A 21,950-nucleotide genomic window follows, 5' to 3' on the forward strand; every position below is an offset into this window, starting at 1 on the left:
TGGATGCCTGTGCGTACAGACGATAGCGGGCGCCACGGCGCCGTTTTGTTGAACCCCGAACACACCCGGTTCGCCATTTGGGCACCGGATGCCCAGAATGTAAGTGTCGAACTGGATGATGGGCGATCCTTGAGTATGGAAGCACAGGAGGACGGCTGGTTTGCCGTAGAGGCCCGCTGTACCGCGGGCTCTCGCTACCGCTACAAGATCGACAGGGAACTGGAGGTGCCAGACCCGGCGTCCCGCGCCCAGGTCGATGATGTGCACTCCCGGAGCATCGTGATCGACCATCAGGCCTATCAGTGGCAACACAGCCACTGGCAGGGCCGGCCCTGGCATGAAGCCGTCATCCAGGAAGTTCATGTGGGCGCACTGGGCGGCTATGCCGTAGCGGAGAGCCATCTGGCGCGTCTTGCAGAGCTGGGCGTCACTGCCATCGAGTTGATGCCGATTGCGCAGTTTCCCGGTGATCGTAATTGGGGATACGACGGGGTACTGCCTTATGCACCCCAGTCATCCTATGGCACACCGGACCAACTCAAGCACCTGATAGACACAGCCCACGGCCTTGGCCTGATGGTGATTCTTGATGTGGTCTACAACCATTTCGGCCCGGACGGCAATTATCTGGGCAGCTACGCCAAAAGCTTCTTTCGCAGCGATGTGAAGACGCCATGGGGCGATGCCATCGATTTTCGTCGACCACAAGTTCGCGATTTCTTCATCGATAACGCCTTGATGTGGTTGCTCGACTATCGCTTCGACGGGTTACGCCTGGACGCGGTGCATGCCATCAAGGACGACACCTTTCTGCCCGAATTTGCCCGACGTGTACGCCAGCAGATCAGCAAGGACCGGCATGTCTGGCTGAATCTGGAAAACGAATTCAATCAGGCAGAACTGCTCGAACAAGGCTTCGATGCCCAGTGGAACGATGACGGGCACAACACTCTGCATGTCCTGCTGACCGGCGAAACCGATGCCTATTATGCGGATTTCGCTCAGGAGCCGACCCAGAAGCTGGCGCGCCTGCTGAGCGAAGGTTTCGTCTATCAAGGTGAAGCGACCCAGCATGGCCATAACCGGGGCGAGCCCAGCGGGCACCTCGAACCCAGTGCCTTCGTCCTGTTCCTGCAGAATCACGACCAGATCGGCAATCGCGCCCTGGGCGAACGACTGACCCAACTCTGCTCTGCCCCCGCGCTCAAGGCGGCGACCGCACTGCTGCTGTTATCCCCGATGATCCCGTTGATGTTCATGGGCGATGAATGGGGAGCAACTGAGCCTTTTCTGTTCTTCACCAGTCATCATGGGGAACTGGCCGACGCCGTTCGCGAGGGACGACGAAAAGAGTTTGCCGCTTTCGCAGCCTTTGCCGATGAAGAACGCCGCGAGCACATCCCCGATCCCAACGATCCACAGACCTTCACCGCCTCACGTCCCGATTTCGATGCCATCGAACCGCAAACCGATAAAGGCACCGAGCACCGAAACTGGCTGCAGCTCTACAGGCAATTGCTGAGTATCCGCCATCGCGAGATCGTCCCGCGTCTGCCGGGCACACGCCCATTGGGCTGCGAAGTGCTGGGCGATGACGCAGTCAGTGCGCGCTGGCGAATGGGCGACGGCAGTGTCCTGCGCATCGATCTGAATCTGGGCAAACACCCGGTACTGGCGTCTGGACAGGAGAGCGCTACGATTCTCTTTACCACTCAGTCACATCCGGTAGAACTTTCCCCAAAGGGCACCCTCAATCCTTACATGGCCATTGTCAGCCTGACAGCAAGTGATGTTCTGGAGGAACAGGATGAGCAATGAGCAATTGGAGAGACTTGCCACTGAAGCAGGCTTGTCGGTGCACTGGGTCGATGCCAACGCTCGCCCACAGACAGTCAGCCCCCAGGTCTTGCGCAAGGTTCTTGAAGCCCTCGGTTATCGGGCAGACAGCAGCGAAGCCATCGACGCCAGCCTGCTGCAGTTGCAAACCGCACGCCACGGTGCCAACGCCCCGCCACTGCTGACAGTGGATCATGGCAAGAATCTGGACCTGTCGGAGTGGTTCGAGCCCGAGACCCCTTTCGTCCTGCACCTGGAAGACAGTTCGCGACTGGCCGCCAGACTCACCTCAAACGCCGAACTGCCAGCCCTGGCAACCATCGGCTATCAGCAACTGGAGATAGCCGGTCAGCACCTGACCATCGCTGTCGCGCCAGACGCTTGCTTCAGCATGGCCATGGCCACCGATGTCAAGACGCCTCGCACCTGGGGCCTGACGGTGCAGTTGTACGGTTTACGCCGCGAAGGCGATGGTGGATTCGGCGACACCCAGGCGCTTGAAGCCCTGGTGCGTTCGGCGGGCGAAAGAGGCGCCGATGCTCTGGCGATCAGCCCCATCCACGCCATGTTCGCCAGCGACCCGCAACGCTACAGCCCTTATTCCCCTTCCAGTCGCCTGTTCCTCAACAGTCTTTACGCCTCGCCAGGCATGATCCTTGGCGAACGTGCCTGGCGACAGGCCATTGAAGACGCTGGTGTGAGCGATGAATTCAAGCGTCTGGAAGACCTGCAACTGATCGACTGGCCTGCCGCCGCCAGTGCCAAATGGAAAGCCCTCCACGCACTCTATGAAGCGTTCAGCACCGGTGCACATCCGCTGCATGAAGACTTCAACAGTTTCCGTCATACCGGCGGTGAAGCTCTGGAAAACCATTGCCGCTTCGAAGCCCTGCGCGCTGAAAGCCAGAACATGGGCATCAGTGACAACTGGCATGAATGGCCGGACGAGCTCAAAGAACCACGCAGCGAAGCCATTGCCCTGTTCGCCGCAGCCCATGGCCCGCTGATCAGCTTTCATGCCTTCGCGCAGTGGCTGATTGCGCGCAGTCTGGAGCGTGCGCAGGTTGCTGCGCGTAGCAGCGGCATGCGTGTCGGCCTGATCGCTGACCTGGCAGTGGGCGCGGACGGTGCCGGCAGTCAGGCCTGGGGTCGCCAGGACGAACTGCTGTCGGCACTGACCGTTGGCGCACCACCGGATATTCTCAATCGCTCAGGACAAAGCTGGGGCATCTCGGCCTTTTCTCCCGAAGGGCTGAAACGCAATGGCTTCCGGGCCTTCATCGAGATGCTGCGGGCCAACTTCGCCCATGCCGGCGGCCTGCGGATCGACCACGTGATGGGCCTGCAACGCCTGTGGGTCGTGCCATTGGGCTCCCCTCCCAGCGAAGGTGCCTACCTCAACTATCCCCTGGACGACATGCTGCGCCTGCTGAGCCTGGAGTCCTGGCGTCACAAGGCAATCGTACTCGGGGAAGACCTGGGCACGGTCCCCGAGGGCCTGCATGAGAAACTCTCGGCCCGGGCGATTCTGGGCATGCGCGTCCTGCTGTTCGAGCAGAATAACGGCCACTTCAAACCTATCCTCGACTGGTCGGACGAAGCGCTGGCAACCACCAGTACCCATGACCTGCCAACCCTGACCGGCTGGCTGAGCGAACTGGACATCGAATGGCATTCGCGTCTTGGCCATCTCGACGAACAGAGCGAGCGTCACTGGCGTGAAGAGCGAGCCCGTGAATACGATGGCCTGCGCCGCGCCCTGAGCCAGAACAATGACAACCTGCCTGCCGATACCGAGGACTTCACCCGCCTCATCGATGCCGGGATCCGTTATCTGGGTCATACCCGGGCACCGCTGGTGCTGTTGCCCATGGAAGATGCACTGGGCGTTCATGAACAGGCCAACCTGCCCGGCACCATCGACAGCCATCCAAACTGGCGGCGCCGCTTCAATGCAGAAAGCGCTACCCTACTCGACAATGAAGACGCTGCACGACGACTGGAATTGCTGTCCCAATCCCGGCTGCAAGCTGCGGAGCGTGACCGATGAGCATGCCCCTTCAACCCCTGCGCGCCACCCAGCGCCTGCAATTCCACAAAGACTTCACCCTCGACGACGCCGTGCCATTGGTGCCCTACTTTGCCAGCCTGGGCATCAGCCATATCTACGCCTCGCCACTGCTCAAGGCACGAGCCGATTCCATGCATGGCTACGACGTGGTCGACCCGACGATCATCAATCCGCAACTGGGCGGCGAACCGGCACTGCGCCGTCTGGTGGAGGCCCTGCGCGCCCACGGCATGGGCCTGATCCTCGATATCGTTTCCAACCACATGGCCGTCGGTGGCGCGGACAATCCCTGGTGGCTCGACCTGCTGGAATGGGGACGCGGCAGCCCTTACGCGAACTTCTTCGATATTCAGTGGAACTCTCCCGATCCGCTGCTGGAAGGTCAGTTGCTGCTGCCTTTCCTGAGCAGTGACTATGGCGCGGTGCTGCAGGCCGGCGAGATTCCGTTGCGTTTCGATGCGCAGCACGGCTCGTTTCACATCGAACACTATCAGCATCATTTTCCGGTGACGCCCACCACCTACGGTCCACTGCTGCATGCCAGCGGCCACCCGCAACTGACCGAACTGGGCCAGCGTTTCGGCGCACTGAATCAATACCCCCAGGCTTACGAGCGCGCCCGGCAGGCCAAGGCCGAGCTGGCGGAACTGGCCAGGGTGCCGGAGATCCGTCAAGCCATCGAACAAGGGATTGCCCGGTTCGATTCAAGAGAGCACGAAGGCTTCGAGCGTCTGCATCACTTGCTGGAGCGTCAGCATTACCGGCTGGCAAGCTGGCGCACCGCTGCCGATGACATCAACTGGCGGCGCTTTTTCGACATCAATGAACTGGGCGGTCTGCGGGTCGAGCGGCCCATGGTTTTCGAGGCCACCCACGGCAAGATTTTCCAGTTGATCGAAGAAGGTCTGGTGGACGGCCTGCGTATCGACCATATCGACGGGCTCGCCGACCCTCGCGGCTATGGCCGAAAACTCCATCGCCGGGTGCAAGGGCTGCTCAAGCAACGCCCTGCTCATGCGCAGATGGAACACCTGCCGATTTTCGTCGAGAAAATCCTCGGCCCCGATGAGCCACTGCGCGACGACTGGAGCGTGGACGGCACCACCGGTTACGAGTTCATGAATCAGGTGTCTCTGCTGCAGCACGATCCCAAAGGTCAGGCCCCTCTGGCCGAACTCTGGAACCGGCTGACGGAGCGCACGGCCGACTTCGATCAGGAAGTCCTGGTGGCCCGTGATCTTGTGCTGCATGGCACCCTTGCCGGAGACTTCGAGAATCTTGCACAAGCGCTGCTACAGGTGGCGCGCAGCGACCTGATGAGTCGTGACCTGACGCTGGGAGCCATTCGCCGTGCGCTGCTGGCGCTGGTAGTGAACTTCCCGATCTACCGGACCTACATCAGCGCCTGCGGGCGCTCGGCAGAAGACGATCGCTTCTTCGAGCAAGCCATGCAGGGCGCACGCACCAGCCTCAACGAAGGCGACTGGCCGGTGCTGGATTACCTGCAACGCTGGCTGGGTGGCGAGCCCTGGCGCAAGCTGCCACGCGGACGCCTGCGCGATCTGCACCGCAAGGCCTGCGTACGCTTTCAGCAACTCACCTCCCCCGTGGCTGCCAAGTCCGTGGAGGACACCGCGTTCTATCGCTCGGCAGTGCTGCTGTCGCGTAACGACGTGGGCTTTCATCCCCAGCACTTCAGTGCCCCGGTGGAAGCTTTCCATCAGGCCTGCCAGCAGCGTCATGAGAAGTTCGCCAACAACCTGCTGGCGACCGCGACCCACGACCATAAACGTGGGGAAGATACCCGCACACGACTGGCCGTGCTCAGTGAGTGTGCAGGCTGGTATGCCGAACAGGTGGAGCGCTGGCGGCAATTGGCGGTGCCGCTCAAGGGTGAAGAGCCGACCATCAGCGCGGGCGACGAGCTGATGCTCTATCAAGCCCTGCTGGGCAGTTGGCCGCTGGAGCTGGAAGGCGAACAAGCTCACGAAGCGTATGCCCGGCGCATGGTTCAGTGGCAGGAAAAAGCCCTGCGCGAAGCCAAGCTGCAAAGCAGTTGGGGAGCGCCCAATCAGGCCTACGAAAGTGCCTGCCGGGAATTCCTGCAACGCCTGCTGCTGGCACCCGAAGCCCTGGCGCTGCGCCAGTCTCTGGGCGCCACTGCCAACCGTATTGCAGCCGCCGGCGCGCTTAACAGCCTGGCGCAGACCTTGCTGCGCATGACCGTGCCTGGCGTGCCGGATCTGTATCAGGGCACCGAGTTCTGGGATTTCAGCCTCGTGGACCCGGACAACCGTCGTCCGGTGGACTACAAGGCCCGCGAACAGGCACTGGCCGAGTCTGCAAAAGCCAGCGAGCTGCTGAGCGACTGGCAGGACGGCAGGGTCAAGCAGGCATTGATCGCGCAGGTGCTGAATCTGCGCGCCGCACATTCAGAGCTGTTCAGTCACGGGGAGTATCTGCCCCTGGAAGTAACGGGCAGTCATGCAGAGCATGTAGTGGCTTTCGCTCGTGTATGGGAGGGCGAGCGCGCCATCGTTGTTGTTCCACGCACAAGCAGTGAACTATTGGGTACTGCGCAAACTCCATTCATTAATGCTGCCAATTGGGGCGATACACGAATCATTCTGCCATTCGCTGATTCACATCCAGACTGGAAGGGCCTCTTTTCTGACGTCATAGCCATAAATGACAGGGAAATACAGCTCAGTGCAGCGCTCAAGGAATTTTCTGTAAACCTGCTTATTCAAACTATGTGATACCTGGGAGTGTCGAGATGAGTGCCGACGAAAAAAGAATCCGCGAATTTGCATATCAGATATGGGAATCGGAAGGGAAGCCTGTTGGGCATGAACAACGCCATTGGGAAATGGCACGCAAACTGGCAGAAGCCGAAGCACTGGCTCCGGATAAAACCAGTGCCAGCAAAGCCAACAAGCCCAAGCTGCCCAAGGTAGACACAGCGCCCAAGACTGCGCCTTCCAAACCGGCCGCCAAGGCAGCACCGGCAACCAAGCCGGCAGCAGCACCCAAGGCAAAACCCGCTGCAAAACCCAAATCCACCCCTGCCCAGGCAGAGCAACCGCCAAAGCCTGCGGCGAAGAAACCCCGCAAGCCACCGACAACCTGAAACCCTACAGGTCCAGTACCAGCCCACTGCCGCAGATGTCGCGCCAGATCGAGACGTGACCTGCGGCAACCCCGACATCTCTCTTCAGCAGTATTGAAGCTGTCAGGTTTCGATAGCGGTTTCGGCTGCCCGCAAAGTCATCATCGAGTCAGGAAGGAATCATGAATACAAAGTCCAAAACCGTGAAAAGCGATACTTCGACGACTCACGAAACACCAGCCGGCTCGACCTCACGCATTCGTGAAGGGCTGCCCTTCCCCCTCGGCGCCAGTTGGGACGGTCTAGGGGTCAACTTTGCGTTGTTCTCCGCCAACGCGACCAAGGTAGAACTGTGCCTGTTCGACTCCAGCGGCGAGGTGGAGCTGGAGCGTATCGAGCTGCCGGAGTACACCGATGAAATCTTTCACGGCTACCTTCCCGACGCGCATCCCGGCCTGATCTACGGCTACAGGGTCTATGGCCCTTACGACCCGAAGAATGGCCATCGCTTCAACCACAACAAACTGCTCATCGACCCCTATGCCAAACAACTGGTCGGCGAATTGAAATGGTCGGAAGCCTTGTTCGGCTACACCATCGGCCACCCGGATGGCGACCTGAGTTTCGATGAGCGTGACAGTGCGCCTTTCGTGCCCAAGAGCAAAGTCATCGACCCGGCCTACACCTGGGGCCGCGACCAACGGGTCGGTACGCCGTGGGACAAGACCATTCTCTATGAAACCCACGTACGCGGTTTCACCATGCGCCACCCTGCCGTACCGGAAGAATTGCGCGGCACCTTCTCCGGGCTGATGGTCGAGGAAGTCATCGATCACGTGCGCAAGCTGGGTGTGACTGCGGTCGAGCTTCTGCCGGTGCATGCCTTCGTCAATGACCAGCACCTGCTGCACAAAGGCATGACCAACTACTGGGGCTACAACAGCATCGCCTTCTTCGCCCCGGACCCGCGATACTTGGCACACGGCAAGATCGCCGAGTTCAAGGAAATGATCGCCCACATGCACCATGCAGGGCTGGAGGTGATTCTCGATGTGGTCTACAACCACACCGCAGAAGGCAATGAGCTGGGGCCGACCCTGTCCATGCGCGGCATCGACAACGCCTCGTATTACCGATTGATGCCGGACGACAAGCGTTTCTACATCAACGATTCAGGCACGGGCAACACTCTGGACCTGAGCCATCCTTGCGTCTTGCAGATGGTCACCGACTCCTTGCGCTACTGGGCGTCGGAGATGCATGTCGACGGTTTCCGCTTCGACCTGGCGACCATTCTGGGCCGCTACCACGACGGTTTCGATGAGCGCCACAGCTTCCTGGTCGCCTGTCGCCAGGACCCGGTCCTGCGTCAGGTCAAACTCATAGCCGAGCCCTGGGACTGTGGCCCCGGCGGTTATCAGGTGGGTGGCTTCCCGCCGGGCTGGATGGAGTGGAACGACAAATTCCGCGATACCGTGCGGGCCTTCTGGAAAGGCGACGACAATCAACTTGCCGACTTCGCCGGGCGCATGACCGCCTCGGGAAATATGTTCAATCAGCGCGGACGTCGCCCTCAGGCCTCGGTGAATTTCATCACCGCCCACGACGGCTTCACCCTGCATGACCTGGTGTCCTACAACGACAAGCACAACGAAGCCAACGACGAGAACAATCAGGACGGCAGCAATAACAACCTGTCCTGGAACCACGGCGTTGAAGGCCCGACGGACAACCCTGAAATCAACCAGTTGCGCCTGCGCCAGATGCGCAACTTCTTCGCCACTCTGCTGCTGGCCCAGGGCACGCCGATGATGGTCGCCGGCGACGAGTTCGCCCGCACCCAGCACGGCAACAACAATGCCTACTGCCAGGACAGCGAGATCGGCTGGGTCAACTGGGACCTGGATTCCGATGGCAAGGCCCTGCTCAAGTTCGTCAAGCGTGTGATCAAGCTGCGCCAGAGCTATCCGATCCTGCGCCGCAGCCGCTTCCTGGTGGGTGACTACAACGAGGAAATCGGGGTCAAGGATGTCACCTGGCTGGCGCCGGACGGCAATGAAATGAGCGTCGAACAATGGCATGACAGCAACGCCCGCTGCCTGGGCATGCTGATGGATGGCCGCGCCCAGGAAACCGGCATTCGTCGCCCAGGTGCCGATGCCACCCTGCTGCTGGTGGTCAACGCTCACCATGAAGGTGTGGACTTCACCTTCCCGCAGGTCCCCGAAGGCACGCACTTCACCTGCCTGATCGATACCAATCAGGAGGACTTGCGCAGCAAGGAGCAGTTCGACTTCGGCTCCCACTACACCGTAACGCCACGCTCACTGCTGCTGTTCGAGCTGCAACGTGAAGATCAGTCATGACCCAGGCACTCAAGGAGTTTCTCGACTGGCGCAGGCACGGCTATGCCGATACGCAGGCGCTGGGCGAGTGCCTGCGGGCATTGGTGAACGAAGGTCTCGATCGTCTGCCGATGCCCGCCAGTGGCAGGACCCTGGAGCGCTGGCATGCGCTGGCGGGTGTAGCCGCTCATGATCTGGGGTTGTGCAAACTCTACGAAGGCCATACCGATGCCCTGGCGATCATGCAAGAACTGGGTGCCGAGCCGCCCGGGCCCGGAACGACCTGGGGCATGTGGGCTGCCGAGCCGCCCAACGCCAGGGTCAACCTCAGCGGCAAGGCCGATTCGCTGCGCCTTGATGGACGCAAGGCCTGGTGTTCGGGCGCTGCGGTATTGAGCCACGCCCTGATCACCGCCTGGGATGAGGACAATCGTCAGCAACTGGTTGCCGTTGCTCTCGATCAACCCGGCATTCATATCGCGGCCGCCGGATGGCGCGCCGTCGGCATGGGGGCAACGGGCAGTATCGACGTTCAATTCGAGCATGCCAGGGTATCGCTGGTCGGCACGCCCGGTGAGTACCTGTCACGTCCAGGCTTCTGGCAGGGAGGCATCGGCATTGCGGCTTGCTGGTATGGCGCTTCGGGCGCACTGGCGCAGCGGCTTTTATCACAGGCCGGCAAGGAAGAACCCCATGCCCTCGCCCATCTGGGTGCGGTGGATGTGGCGTTGTACAGTGCCGCTCAGCTCCTTGAGGCAGCAGCTGCAAGCCTGGATCGGGCACCTGCCGAGCATGCCGAACAACTGGCCCGACGTTGTCGTGCCCATGTCGAAAACACCGCCGAACAGGTCATCCATCATGTAGGGCGGGCGCTGGGGGCAACGCCCTACTGCAAGGACGCCCATTTCGCCCGCCTGATGGCCGACCTTCCGGTCTTCCTGCGCCAGAGCCACGCCGAGAAAGACCTGGCAGTGCTGGGGCAACTGGCAGGCAAGACATTGAACAGCCCATGGGGTGCAGCCTGGTAGCCATGAAGAAAAAACTGATTGCCGGTCGCGGCACCAGCCTCAAAGCCTGGAATGCCTCACAGAAACTGGCCGCAGTACCCGTCATCAGTGCCGATCTGCTGGTACCGCCCCACTCACGGGCCGTCATTGTCGCGCCTCACCCGGATGATGAAGTCCTGGGCTGCGGTGGCCTGATGTGCCAACTGGCGCAACTGGAGCGGAGCCTGAAACTGCTGTCGGTCACCGACGGCAGTGCCAGCCATCCCGGCTCGCAACTGTGGCCCACAGAGCGCCTGAGCGTGATCCGCCCTCAGGAAAGCGCCGAAGCCTTGCGCCGTCTCGACTTGCCACTGCATCGCCTGCAATGGATTCGTGGCGGCTTCCCTGACGGTGCTGTCGCCATTCAGGAGGAGAAACTGGAGAAGTTCATCGAGCGCTATCTGTTGCCCACCGATGTGGTGTTCACCACCTGGGCCGAAGATGGTCACCCTGATCATGAGGCGGTCGGTCGGGCCTGCGCACGGGCCTGCGCCACGGTCGGCGCCAGACTCAATGAAGTACCAGTCTGGGCCTGGCACTGGGCAAGTCCAGAGGATGACCGCCTGCCCTGGGAGCGTGCCCGCAAGGTCTTGCTGGACCCCATGACCATAGCCCGCAAGCGCCATGCGGCCCATGCCTTTGCCAGCCAGTTGCAGGGAGATCCGGACATCGGTCTTTCGCCGATATTGCCTGCCGGGATTCTTGAACGATTGCTGCAACCTTTCGAGGTGGTTTTCATATGAGTGTCACGGAGCAGTATTTCGATGAGATTTTCAGGGACAACAACGACCCCTGGGCTTTCAAACAGCGCTGGTATGAGCGCCGCAAGCGCGCCCTGACCCTGGCCGCCCTGCCCCGCGAGCGATATGCCGCGATTTTCGAGCCCGGTTGCGCCAATGGCGAACTGAGCGCCGGACTGGCCGAGCGTTGCGACCATTTACTGTGTTGCGATACCTCGGCCCTGGCCGTGGACCTTGCCCGTGAACGCCTTGCACCTTTCAAGCACGCTCGCGTGCTGCACGCCCGGCTTCCGCAACAATGGCCAGAGGGGCAGTTCGACCTGATCGTATTCAGCGAACTGGGCTACTACCTGGATCTCGAAGACCTGCAGCGCTGGATCGACTGTGCGCTGGCTTCCCTCAAACCCGACGGCCAGCTACTGGCCTGCCACTGGCGACCCGAAATCAAGGACTGCCCTCTGGATGCCAAGCGGGTTCATGAGGTGCTGGACGAGCGCTTGAAGATGCCTCGCTTGCTCAGTCATCACGAAGATGACTTTCTGCTGGATCTCTGGAGTCACGATCCAGCTTCAGTGGCCACTCGGGAAAATCTCCGTTGATTGGTATTCTGATCCCGGTGCACAACGAAGAGAAACTGCTCGGAGCCTGCCTTGAGAGCCTGCTCCAGGCCAGCAGGCACCCGGGCCTGAATGGTGAGCAGGTCACCATTCTGGTGGTACTGGACAGTTGCACCGATCACTCGGCCGATATCGCGCTGGAGTACGGCGTCATCACCCTGGATGTGGCTGCACGCAATGTCGGACAGGCACGCGCGGCAGGCGCAGGCTATCTGCTGGAAAAAGGTGCCCGCTGGCTGGCCAGCACCGATGGCGACAGCAACGTGGCCGCCGACTGGCTGGTGGAACAACTGGCCCTGGATGCCGACGCCGTCTGTGGCACCATCACACTCCCCATGCAGGAAAACGGCCTGTCAGCCGCCGTGCAGACGCTGTTTGAACAGCACTATCAACATCGCGACGGACATCGGCACATTCATGGCGCCAACCTGGGTGTGAGTGCTGCGGCCTATTTACGGGCCGGAGGATTCCCCTTGCTGACCTGCCATGAAGATGTTCACCTTGTACGGCAACTGGAACTCAGCGGCGCCCGCATCGCCTGGAGCTGCAGGCCAAGAGTCACCACCAGTACTCGCCTCGATCCACGGGCCAGCGGCGGTTTTGGCGACTACCTGAAGTCGTTGGCAGAAGGCAGCAGCGAGTCGGGCCATTGATGATGGGCTGTCTGCATACCGGAACGATCCTCGTCGGATGAGCCCAACGAGCTGCTGAAAAACCGTACGGCTTCGGCACTGAGGGTGCGATGGATATCTTCGCGATCCACGCCTTCACGGTCGGTGCACAGCAGCGGCATGGTTGCCCGCTGCTCATCGCTGCACGGGGCCATGAACACGAAGTGTCCTGCACCCGCCAGCAGTTTGTAATCCGAGACTTGCGGCAGTTTGCGCGCCAGCGCCTCGGCATTCTTGTCGATGGGCAGCAACTGGTCGTCATCCCCGGCATACATCAGCACCGGCACATGCACATCACTCAAGGTGTGACGGCCGAACATCAGGCTCAGTGGCGCCATGAGCATCAGCGCACCCACTCGCGGATCGGCCTGGGCATGCAGGTCATCCCGGTCAGCCACCAGTTCCCCCTGGGTCTTGCAGGCATCGCGATCGTCGGGACGCTCCACGCAGTACTGGCGCAGACGCTTGAGGTCGGGCTGGGCTCCGGCCAGTATCAACGCTGTTTCGCCACCGGCCGAATAACCGATCACACCGACCTGACGTGAGTTGAGATAAGGCGACAGCATGGGGTCAAGCAAAGCTGCGCTGATGGCTTCGGAAATCTGCAGCGGACGACCGTAAAGGTTGCTCAGGCTGCCAAGACGGCTGTGATCGCGATAGTTATCGCCGGGATGCATCACGGCCACCACCACAAAACCCTGACGGGCCAGAGACGTTGCCAGATCGTGCAGTGCCAGCGGATTACCGGTGTTGCCGTGGGACAACAGGAGCAAGGGGAAGCGCCCCATGGCAATCGGTGCATCTTCACCGGCTTCAACCCGGTAACCCTGCAGCACGCTCACCTGCTCCGAACCCGTGGACGGGTAGAAGGCAAAAGCCTGCATCAGTTGCGAGTCCAGAGGGTCGGGAAAGCTCAGCTCATGAAAGCCTGCGCTCCACTCCTCATCTGCCTGCGCCTGCACTGAAATCAGGCCATTGAGCAGAATAACCAGCATCGCTGCACAAAGACGTACCATTTGAAGACTCATCCTTTGTAGTCCCGAACATTCCATTTCTGCGCCGATATCGAGCTTCATGCCCCGGCCACCCGGCTCTCACAGAAAATGAGAGTCTTTAAACACTAAATAGTGCATAAGCCGGGCCAGACTATTTTATCGGACGTCTGCGTTCCGACTGAGGGCCATGTTACTGCCGGACAGGTCCGCTTACCTGTAAGGAAGCTGTCAAGGTTTCAGGTTGCGGCGTATAGACAGCAAAAACCCGACAGCCCGGCACACATCAATGCGCCGGGCTGTCGGGTTCAAAAGCAGAAGTCGTGGCGATCAGGCCGCTGCGAACAGGCTCTCTTCAATGTGCTGTTGTGCGGCACTCATGGCATTGGCGCGAGGCTCTTCGCCATAAGCCAGGCCATGGGCGCGTACGAATTGCAGATCGGTCACACCGATGAATGCGAACAGGGCCTTGAGCAGCTCTTCATGACCAACGCCCGTTGGCTGGCCGACATGCAAGCCACCGGAGGTGGAAACGACGATAACTTTCTTGCCGGCGCACAGGCCTTCGGGGCCGGCCTCGCTGTAGCGAAAAGTGCGACCGGCAACGGTGATCCGGTCGATCCAGGCCTTGAGTTGGCTGGGAATGGTGAAGTTGTACATCGGTGCGCCCAGAATCAACACATCCGCGGCCAGAAACTCCTGCAAGATCGCCTCGTTTGCATCCACTTCCTGCTGTTGTGCGGCATCACGGCTTTCAGCCGGAGTGCCTGCAGCAGCCAGAGTGCCAGCCGAGAAATGGCTCAGGGCATCGCTGGCCAGGTCGCGGTAGATCACCTGGCTATCGACATTGATGGCCTGATAAGCCTGGGCAACACTACGGCTGAGCTGACGTGAGGCAGAATGGTCGCCAAGAATGCTGGAATCGATGTGCAGAACGGTCATAACGGACTTCCCTAAATGAGAATCGCCATCAGGCGATCAATAGCGAGCATCCTATACACAATTCCAATCATCAATTAGTCGGCAAAAATATGATGCTTCGTTCCATTTTCAGAACAATGAACATCTGCCGGATCGGTCTCGAACGTCTTGAAAGTTTCACCCAGGGTGTCCAGCAACGCTCTGACTGCCGGGAGCAAGCCACGGCGCGAGGCGAATACGGCGTGCACGATGCCGCACTTGGGCGGGGACCCGGCGAACAGCTCCACCAGCCGAGCATCCTGCAAAGCCTCTCGTACAAGAATTTCCGGAAGTTGCGCAACACCCACTCCGTGTAACGCAGCCTGGCGAATGGTTGTGAGGTCGGAACAGATCAGTTTGGGCCTGTGCCGCACCTCGGCATACTCACCATCTCCGGTGCTCAGTACCCAGCGATGCTCGTGAGTCGATGACGGAAAATCAAGGCTGGGCATGGCCGACAGCTCTTCAAAAGTGGGCGTGGCGGACAACTGGCTGGCCAGTGCCGGATGCGCAACCAGCCGCTGGGCACTGTGCCCGAGAATCTTGACCACCAAGCCGTCATCCTCCAGAGGCGGAAAGCGCACGCGCAAGGCGATATCGATGTTTTCCGTCAAGGGATCGACACGCCGATTGGAGCTTTCGACATGCACCTGAACCTTCGGATGGGCCACCATGAAGCGGGCGATGGTTTCACTGACGCCCATGGCTGCCAGCCCCGGAGGGCAACTGATGGTCACTCGCCCTTGAGGCTCGGCCATGGAACGGGCAATAGCTTCTTCAGCGGCCTCGGCCTCGACCATCATCGCGACACAGTGGCCGTAGTAATCACGACCGCTTTCGGTGACGGCAAACTTGCGTGTGGAGCGCTGAATCAATCTGACCCCAAGGCGCTCTTCAAGCCCTGCCACCCGGCGACTGAGCTTGGATTTGGGAATACCCAGCTTGCGACTGGCCGCCGCAAACCCCTGGCACTCGACCACCTGAACGAAATAGAACAGATCATTGAGATCAAACACCGCGCCACCCTCGCATTCTGAGTGGCGATTATGGCAGCGCTACGGGGGGCGGGACAGCGTGAGTCATTCGCCAGTCAGAAATGCCAGCACGGGCTGCGTGAACAACTCCCCCGCTTCGACGTTCGACAGATGCGCCGCATGCAGCTCGATCATCTGCGCGCCCTGAATACGCTCGATCATGAAGCGCCCGTCCGCCGGTGTGGTCACGGCATCATGAGTGCCACACACCACGAGAACCGGCAGGTTGATGGAGGCAATCCGGTCACGGAAATCGGCATCGCGCACAGCGGCGCAGTTGGCAGCATAACCCTGGGGCGAGGTCTGCGCGAGCATGCCAACGATGCTTTCGACTTTTGCAGGCTCGGCCACAGCGAAATCAGGCGTGAACCAGCGCGCAATCGAGGCATCCCGCAGCGCGACCATGGCGTCCTTGCCATCGCGCAGTACGGTTTCGATGCGCGGGTTCCACACCTCCGGCGTACCGATCTTCGAGGCGGTGTTGCACAGTACCACCCGCTCAAGACGTTCGGGGGCATTGAGCGCCAGCCATTGGCCGATCAGGCCGCCCATGGACAGGCCGCAGAAATAAACCTTGTCGATGTGCAGCGCATCCAGCAGCGCCAGCACATCACGGCCATTGCGCTCGATACTGTAAGGGCCTTCGCTGACCAGCGAACGACCATGGCCGCGAGTGTCGTAGCGCAATACGCGAAAATGCCGGATAAATGCCGGAACCTGCGCATCCCACATGTGCAAGTCAGTGCCCAGAGAGTTGGACAACACCAGCACCGGCGCATCGGCCGGGCCTTCCAGCAGATAATTGAGCTCACCTTCAGCGAGTTGCACGGCAGACATTCCAGGCTCCTGATAGACAAAAGATGCACAGTAGACACAGACGCACGGTCAAACAATCCGCTCGGGGATTATTCGTGCGACTATCGAACAATTTAGAAAGGGAGGCTGCCGAAACCATGCAAAACGAAGAGATCGCCCGTTTCTGCCTGAGCTTGCCGGGCGCCCGTGAAGACTACAAATGGGGCGGCATGCACGTGTTTTCCGTTGCCGAGAAGAAGATGTTCGCGGTCATAAACCTTGCAGGCCAGGGCCTGTCGTTCAAGGTCAACCAGGATCTGTTCCTGGGCTATGTGGATCGTCCGGGGATTCGCCCGGCACCTTATCTGGCCAGGGCCTACTGGATCAGTGTCCAGCAACCCCATGCCTTGAGCGACGAAGAAATCAGGGACTTGCTGACCCGCTCCCATCAACTGGTGGTCAGTAAACTACCGAAGCGCCTGCAAGTAGCGCTCAAGCTGTGAAAACCAGGGTTTGAACCAGCCACTGTCGAGAAACAGCTGATCGATCCAGAACAACTGATGCCCCAGCACGATCAGCCAGAACACCAATTGGAACGACACCTTGCGCGTCTTGTGCCGGAACACCTGTTGGCCCAGCAAAGCACCGGGCCAGCCACCCAACAGTTCTGTCAGGTGCAGAACGTTCTCGGGAGTACGCCAGCCACCGTTACCGGCCTGACGCTTGTCATGCCGGTAAAGCAGAAATGCCAGCAGGCTGACGAGCACATAAGCCGCAAGCACCAGAGGCATGCCTGACTGGAACCAGGAAATGCCTGCGCCATAGGCAGGCATCACACACAACAGCGCAAGGATAAAGACCTTGAGATTCAGCCCCTGAACCGGCGCCCTGCCCCGGTTCGGTTTCTGAGTCGATGAACGCTGCCGTGGCAAGGTCATGCCTTGGCAGCAGCCCAGTCGATCCAGCCAAACTGCCATGTGGCAAGGATCAGCAGGCCAAAGACGATGCGATACCAGGCGAACACGGCATAGCTGTGGGTGGCGATGAACTTGAGCAGGCCGCGCACGGCGATCATGGCAAAGATGAACGAGACAACGAAACCTACCGCGAACACTGCAAAGTCTTCAGGGCGGAACAGCTCACGGTACTTGTAGCCCGAATACACGGCAGCACCGACCATGGTCGGCATGGCCAGGAAGAACGAGAACTCGGTCGCGGCCTTGCGCGAGAGACCGAACAGCAGGCCGCCGATAATGGTCGAGCCCGAGCGTGAAGTCCCTGGAATCATTGCCAGACACTGCGCGCAGCCCACTTTCAAGGCATCACGCCAGGTCATGTCGTCGACTGTTTCAGCACGTATCACATGCTGGCGACGCTCGGCCCAGAGCATGATCACACCGCCAATCACCAGAGCAGTCGCGACGGTGATGGGGTTGAACAGATAGTGGTGAATCAGGTCGGCAAAAATCACCCCCAACACCACGGCCGGCAGGAAAGCGATCAGCAGGTTGATGGTGAAACGCTGCGCCTGTTGCTGTTTGGGCAGGCCCACGACCACGTCGATGATCTTGCGCCGAAACTCCCAGACCACGGCCAGAATGGCACCGAGCTGGATGATGATATTGAACGCCATGGCCCGTTCGCCACCAAAGCCGATCAAGTCGGCGACGATGATCTGATGCCCCGTACTGGAAATCGGCAGAAACTCCGTCAGCCCCTCGACAATACCCAATATCAACGCCTGAGTGGCGGTCCAAAGATCCATCATTCCCCCATAAAGCGCTGCCAGTGGCTCGCTCATTCGTGTTGTTTTGCAAAAAGGTTGTAACTATGGGCACCCGAACCTGAACAATTCTTGAAGAGGATGCGTAAAAGCGCCGAGATGCTAGCAGACCTGCGCAGGTAAAGCCTCACGCGACTTGTCGATGAGGCTCCCTGTCTTGCACAGAAGCGCTTACAATCGCGCGCCCACTCATCTCGACCACTCTCAGGGAGCCGCCATGTCCGGACTTGAACTCTTCGCTGCCGCCCTCGGCGTGATAGCAGTCTGGCTTACAGTGAAGCAGAACCCCTGGTGCTGGCCAATCGGCCTAGTGATGGTGGTGATCTATATCTGGATCTTCTTCGACGTAAAGCTCTACTCGGACATGCTGCTGCAAGTGATCTACGCCGGCCTGCAGGTGTATGGCTGGCTGCAATGGACCCGCCACGGCAATGGCCTGCCGGTACGGGCGGTCACGGTTCTGCCGGGCGCTCCGGTCTTGAGTGGCCTGGCAATCGGCGCTGTGATCAGCCTGGTGCTCGGCGCTTTCATGGCTCACCTGACTGATGCTGCGCAGCCCTGGCTCGATGCGGCACTCACCGGCTTCAGCCTCGTGGCTCAGGTGTGGATGGCGCAAAAGCGGCTCCAGTGCTGGCCCTTGTGGATCGTGCTGGACATCATCTTCGTCGGCCTTTTCGTTTACAAAGGGTTGTACCTGACCGCGGCGCTGTATGGGCTCTTTACCCTGCTGGCCGTGCAAGGCTGGCGTGAATGGCGCAACGATCTGGCGCTGGCGCGATGAAAATCCTGGTCCTGGCAGGTCCCGAATCCAGCGGCAAAAGCTGGTTGTCCGGCGAAATACACAAACGCTTCGGCGGTCTGGTGGTGGGCGAGTACGTGCGCCATTTCATCGAGCAGCAAGGTCGCGACACTGTCTACAGCGATATTCCCGACATTGCCCAAGGCCAACTGGCCTGGGAGGACACGGCCCGCGCTACCGCCCCACCGCTGCTGATTCTCGACACCCATCTGCTGAGCAATATGCTCTGGAGCAAGACCTTGTTCGGTGATTGCCCGCTGTGGATCGAGCAGCAATTGCTCAGCAGGCACTATGACCTGCATCTGCTGCTTTCCCCTGAAGGTGTCGACTGGATCAGTGACGGACAGCGCTGCCAGCCGCAACTGAGCGAGCGTCAGGCATTCTTCGAGGACAGTCGACAATGGCTGGAACACCATGGACAGAACTATCAGGTTATCGGAGGTAACTGGGAGGCACGCCGCGAGCAGGCACTGGAGGCCGTCACGCAGCTACTGATGACTCAGCGGATTTGATGCTTGTGCAGCAGCCGGTAGAAAGTCGGCCGCGAAATACCTAAAACCTTGGCCGCAACGCTGAGGTTGTCACTGTGGCGAGTCAATACATCGCACAACGCCTGACGCTCGGCCCGTGACTTGTAGTCATCCAGCGTCCCCATGCTGCTGGCAATGTCTTCTTCACCGAGCAGCCCCAGATCCGCCGCTTCGATCTGCCGCCCTTCGGCCAGCACCAAACCGCGCCGCACCCGGTTGGCCAGTTCCCGCACATTGCCGGGCCAGTCATGCTTGCCCATGGCGATCAGCGCGTCCTGACTGAAGTTGCGGGCGCGTCGACCGGTTTCCTGACTGTAGAAATGCGCAAAATGATTGGCCAGCATGGCCAGATCACCATGGCGTTCACGCAGAGGCGCAGTGCCAACCTGCAAGACATTCAGGCGGTAGTACAAATCTTCACGGAAGCGCTTTTTACGGATGGCGGTTTCAAGGTCCACATGGGTCGCGGCCAGCACCCGCACATCCACGGGAATCGCTTCGCTGCCACCGAACCGCTCGATATGCCGGTCCTGCAACAGGCGTAGCAGATGGGCCTGGGTTTCCATGGGCAGATCACCAATATCGTCCAGAAACAGCGTCCCGCCATTCGCAGCTTCGATGCGGCCGATCTTGCGCTCGAGAGCACCATTGAACGCACCTTTCTCATAGCCGAACAGCTCGGTGTGCAACAGATGCTCGGCAATGGCTCCGCAATTGACCGCAACGAACGGTTTGTTCCGGCGCTGCGACTGCATGTGCAGGGTACGCGCCACCAGTTCTTTGCCTGTGCCACGTTCGCCGCGGATCAATACCGGCGATTCGGTAGGTGCCAGCTTGCCCAGCAGCCGACGCAGCTCCCGGATAGGACGACTCTCGCCCAGCATCTCGTGATCGCCGCTGGACACTTGGTTAGCACCCTGCGCACGCAGACGCGCCATGCCATAAGCCCGCCCGAGAGTGACCTGCATGCGAGCCACATCGAAAGGCAAGGTATGAAAATCGAAGAACCATTCGCAGACAAAATCGCCGATTTTCTCGCGCCGCAAATCATTGGGTGCAAGCACGGCGATCCATTGTGTGTTGCTGCGGGTAATCAGTTCCTTGACCACTTCGGGGTGCTCGAAATGCTCAGGCATGAGACGAATCAGACCAACATCGCAACGCTGGTTGAGCGCCGCTTCCAGCGTATTACTGTCCACCGCCCAGCCGGCAGCCTGCAAGACAGGGATCAACTGATGACAATCATCACTGGGGTCAACAATCAATAAACGTCGTGTTTGGGCCGCTTCATGCATAGTAGATTCCCTTGGCGCCCGACATGGAGTGGAGTTATTAAAATCTTTTTATAAACAGTAAGTTGACGAGCCCGAATGTTACGTTAGCAAATATTTGACACACCCTTGTACCGTTTAAATATATCGCTCATAACGAAAAGTAATTAAACAGGTTGTAACGTTTTGAGAGTCAGAAAATTCTGCCGGTCATTGAACCGAACACCGTAAAAGTTGCCTCAGATCAAGCCGAATACGGCACGGATGTAAAAAAATTTAAAATATCCGGCAAGCGGTGTGACTCACCCCACCCTGTTCGGCATCAACACAGGTAACCAGCCGAACGGTAAAGCCCGCCGACGTGCCTGGACTGATATGGGCATTTTGAGGAATTGAAAATGAACGCCCCACTGCGCTTCAACGATGCACTTCTGATCGCTGGAAACGCTTTTGCACCTTTCCAGTGTGTTGCCTGGGCAGCCCAGGCCGGAAGCGGAGAACTGAGCCTTACAGTGATCGACCGCACCTGCGCACGTATCGGTCATAAACAAATCCCGAGCAGCGCTTACTCCGACCCAGCGCAACTTGCCAGTGTTCTGAAAGAAGCTCGCGAAGAAATCAGCAATGAAGGTTACAGCCTTCAGCCGTGGACCATGCCGGCCTGATAGGGTGATCCTTATCGCGAATGAATGCGCTCCGGAGCGCATTCATTCGCGAAGCTCTTCAAGATGCCGGTAACCGGCTCCCAGCCTTAGCGCCAGTTCCCGCGCCCGGCCCAGCCGGATAGGCCCTTTCTCGATATCGATCAGCAGACTCTCGCAGTCGAACCCTGAACACGGCGGCATATCCTTGACCCGGCCATCGGTGAGGATCAGCACACGCAAATGTTCAGCGGGATAACGCTGGTGTCGCATTTTCAACCAGTCTTTTGCCTGCTCGATGGCTGCGAACAACGGCGTTCCTCCGCCCGCCCCCAACGCATCCAGCCATGGCCGTAATGCCGCCGAAGCCTTGAGGCCTTGATGTTTCCACTGGGGAACATTGCCGCTGGCAGTCAGCAGCGCCAGTCTGGCACGACGGCGATAGGCCTCGTCGAAGATCTGAGCCAGCACGCCCTTGGCCTGACTGAGCGCCTGATGACGACGTGTCGAGGCCGAGGCATCAACAATGACCAGCAACAACTCGGTCGACCGACGGCTGCGAGGCTGGCGTACCAGATCGTGGCGGCTTTGTGGACGACCACGCAACAGCGTCGGCAGCCAGGCAATCGCACCATCGATGCCTGAACGCGCTGCACCATGACGCCCGGAAGTCAGGCTGCCAGGACGGGGACTGGCATCCGCCCCCTTTG

21 protein-coding genes are annotated in these 21,950 nt (G+C 59.8%); 13 read left to right on the forward strand and 8 right to left on the reverse strand.

Translation table 11 applies throughout. The features are described from left to right. Positions 1 to 3: 3 nt before the first annotated feature. The 9 genes from treZ to CKW23_RS11365 all read left to right on the forward strand — a co-directional run bounded on the left by treZ (position 4) and on the right by CKW23_RS11365 (position 12,417). Positions 4 to 1,818 carry a malto-oligosyltrehalose trehalohydrolase gene (treZ, locus tag CKW23_RS11325; protein ID WP_025259904.1) on the forward strand — a complete coding sequence of 605 codons (1,815 nt, stop codon included), beginning with the start codon at positions 4 to 6 and terminating at the stop codon, positions 1,816 to 1,818. Beyond that, positions 1,808 to 3,886: a 4-alpha-glucanotransferase gene (gene malQ / locus CKW23_RS11330; RefSeq protein WP_025259903.1), complete on the forward strand. Its 2,079-nt coding sequence runs from the start codon at positions 1,808 to 1,810 to the stop codon at positions 3,884 to 3,886. Before treZ ends, malQ begins: the two co-directional genes overlap by 11 nt. Then, on the forward strand, positions 3,883 to 6,666 hold the full coding sequence (locus tag CKW23_RS11335) for a malto-oligosyltrehalose synthase (RefSeq protein ID WP_095067580.1): 2,784 nt from the start codon (positions 3,883 to 3,885) through the stop codon (positions 6,664 to 6,666). The genes malQ and CKW23_RS11335 overlap by 4 nt, the downstream gene beginning before the upstream one ends. A 17-nt stretch (positions 6,667 to 6,683) precedes the next feature. Then, positions 6,684 to 7,037 (forward strand): DUF2934 domain-containing protein, encoded by a 354-nt coding sequence (locus tag CKW23_RS11340; RefSeq protein WP_025259901.1) that lies wholly within the window; start codon positions 6,684 to 6,686, stop codon positions 7,035 to 7,037. A gap of 161 nt (positions 7,038 to 7,198) precedes the next feature. Continuing rightward, the gene (gene glgX / locus CKW23_RS11345; RefSeq protein WP_025259900.1) at positions 7,199 to 9,382 is read left to right on the forward strand and encodes a glycogen debranching protein GlgX; all 2,184 of its coding nucleotides are present in this window, start codon (positions 7,199 to 7,201) and stop codon (positions 9,380 to 9,382) included. Then, positions 9,379 to 10,389 carry an acyl-CoA/acyl-ACP dehydrogenase gene (locus CKW23_RS11350; protein ID WP_025259899.1) on the forward strand — a complete coding sequence of 337 codons (1,011 nt, stop codon included), beginning with the start codon at positions 9,379 to 9,381 and terminating at the stop codon, positions 10,387 to 10,389. Before glgX ends, CKW23_RS11350 begins: the two co-directional genes overlap by 4 nt. 2 nt (positions 10,390 to 10,391) lie before the next feature. Beyond that, a complete protein-coding gene (locus CKW23_RS11355; protein ID WP_025259898.1) occupies positions 10,392 to 11,150 on the forward strand; it encodes a PIG-L deacetylase family protein in 759 nt (252 codons plus the stop codon). Then, on the forward strand, positions 11,147 to 11,746 hold the full coding sequence (locus CKW23_RS11360) for a class I SAM-dependent methyltransferase (RefSeq protein WP_025259897.1): 600 nt from the start codon (positions 11,147 to 11,149) through the stop codon (positions 11,744 to 11,746). The genes CKW23_RS11355 and CKW23_RS11360 overlap by 4 nt, the downstream gene beginning before the upstream one ends. After that, positions 11,743 to 12,417: a glycosyltransferase family 2 protein gene (locus CKW23_RS11365; protein WP_025259896.1), complete on the forward strand. Its 675-nt coding sequence runs from the start codon at positions 11,743 to 11,745 to the stop codon at positions 12,415 to 12,417. The genes CKW23_RS11360 and CKW23_RS11365 overlap by 4 nt, the downstream gene beginning before the upstream one ends. Here CKW23_RS11365 and CKW23_RS11370 read toward each other — a convergent pair. From CKW23_RS11370 to pcaD, 4 genes are all read right to left on the reverse strand, one after another. After that, complete coding sequence (locus CKW23_RS11370) at positions 12,372 to 13,451, reverse strand: alpha/beta fold hydrolase (protein WP_025259895.1); 1,080 nt, start codon at positions 13,449 to 13,451, stop codon at positions 12,372 to 12,374. The genes CKW23_RS11365 and CKW23_RS11370 overlap by 46 nt on opposite strands. A 306-nt stretch (positions 13,452 to 13,757) precedes the next feature. Next, positions 13,758 to 14,369 carry an FMN-dependent NADH-azoreductase gene (locus tag CKW23_RS11375; protein ID WP_025259894.1) on the reverse strand — a complete coding sequence of 204 codons (612 nt, stop codon included), beginning with the start codon at positions 14,367 to 14,369 and terminating at the stop codon, positions 13,758 to 13,760. Between the two features lie 74 nt (positions 14,370 to 14,443). Next, on the reverse strand, positions 14,444 to 15,403 hold the full coding sequence (locus CKW23_RS11380) for a LysR substrate-binding domain-containing protein (RefSeq protein WP_025259893.1): 960 nt from the start codon (positions 15,401 to 15,403) through the stop codon (positions 14,444 to 14,446). A 63-nt stretch (positions 15,404 to 15,466) separates the two neighbouring features. After that, the gene (pcaD, locus tag CKW23_RS11385; RefSeq protein ID WP_095067581.1) at positions 15,467 to 16,258 is read right to left on the reverse strand and encodes a 3-oxoadipate enol-lactonase; all 792 of its coding nucleotides are present in this window, start codon (positions 16,256 to 16,258) and stop codon (positions 15,467 to 15,469) included. A 116-nt stretch (positions 16,259 to 16,374) separates the two neighbouring features. On the opposite strand from pcaD, the gene CKW23_RS11390 reads away from it, so the two are divergent. Beyond that, positions 16,375 to 16,719 (forward strand): MmcQ/YjbR family DNA-binding protein, encoded by a 345-nt coding sequence (locus CKW23_RS11390; protein WP_095067582.1) that lies wholly within the window; start codon positions 16,375 to 16,377, stop codon positions 16,717 to 16,719. Here CKW23_RS11390 and CKW23_RS11395 read toward each other — a convergent pair. Both CKW23_RS11395 and CKW23_RS11400 read right to left on the reverse strand, forming a co-directional pair. Further along, the gene (locus CKW23_RS11395; RefSeq protein ID WP_371856566.1) at positions 16,684 to 17,148 is read right to left on the reverse strand and encodes a DUF1294 domain-containing protein; all 465 of its coding nucleotides are present in this window, start codon (positions 17,146 to 17,148) and stop codon (positions 16,684 to 16,686) included. The genes CKW23_RS11390 and CKW23_RS11395 overlap by 36 nt on opposite strands. Positions 17,149 to 17,150: 2 nt before the next feature. Further along, positions 17,151 to 17,981 (reverse strand): undecaprenyl-diphosphate phosphatase, encoded by an 831-nt coding sequence (locus CKW23_RS11400; RefSeq protein WP_025259889.1) that lies wholly within the window; start codon positions 17,979 to 17,981, stop codon positions 17,151 to 17,153. Positions 17,982 to 18,216: 235 nt separating this feature from the next. Here CKW23_RS11400 and pnuC point away from each other — a divergent pair, with 235 nt between their 5' ends. Then, on the forward strand, positions 18,217 to 18,780 hold the full coding sequence (gene pnuC / locus CKW23_RS11405) for a nicotinamide riboside transporter PnuC (RefSeq protein ID WP_025259888.1): 564 nt from the start codon (positions 18,217 to 18,219) through the stop codon (positions 18,778 to 18,780). After that, positions 18,777 to 19,310 carry an AAA family ATPase gene (locus CKW23_RS11410; RefSeq protein ID WP_025259887.1) on the forward strand — a complete coding sequence of 178 codons (534 nt, stop codon included), beginning with the start codon at positions 18,777 to 18,779 and terminating at the stop codon, positions 19,308 to 19,310. The genes pnuC and CKW23_RS11410 overlap by 4 nt, the downstream gene beginning before the upstream one ends. Here the strand turns inward: CKW23_RS11410 and CKW23_RS11415 are convergent. Beyond that, complete coding sequence (locus CKW23_RS11415) at positions 19,298 to 20,623, reverse strand: sigma-54 dependent transcriptional regulator (protein WP_025259886.1); 1,326 nt, start codon at positions 20,621 to 20,623, stop codon at positions 19,298 to 19,300. The two genes, CKW23_RS11410 and CKW23_RS11415, sit on opposite strands and share 13 nt — an antisense overlap. A gap of 374 nt (positions 20,624 to 20,997) precedes the next feature. On the opposite strand from CKW23_RS11415, the gene CKW23_RS11420 reads away from it, so the two are divergent. Further along, entirely contained in the window at positions 20,998 to 21,264 is a 267-nt protein-coding gene (locus CKW23_RS11420) for a hypothetical protein (RefSeq protein WP_025259885.1), read from the forward strand. A gap of 42 nt (positions 21,265 to 21,306) precedes the next feature. Here CKW23_RS11420 and CKW23_RS11425 read toward each other — a convergent pair whose 3' ends face one another. Further along, complete coding sequence (locus CKW23_RS11425) at positions 21,307 to 21,915, reverse strand: VWA domain-containing protein (protein ID WP_177434640.1); 609 nt, start codon at positions 21,913 to 21,915, stop codon at positions 21,307 to 21,309. Between the last annotated feature and the right edge of the window lie 35 nt (positions 21,916 to 21,950).

The organism is Pseudomonas sp. Irchel 3A18 (genome assembly GCF_900187465.1).
GTDB classification, from domain to species: Bacteria; Pseudomonadota; Gammaproteobacteria; order Pseudomonadales; family Pseudomonadaceae; genus Aquipseudomonas; species Aquipseudomonas cichorii.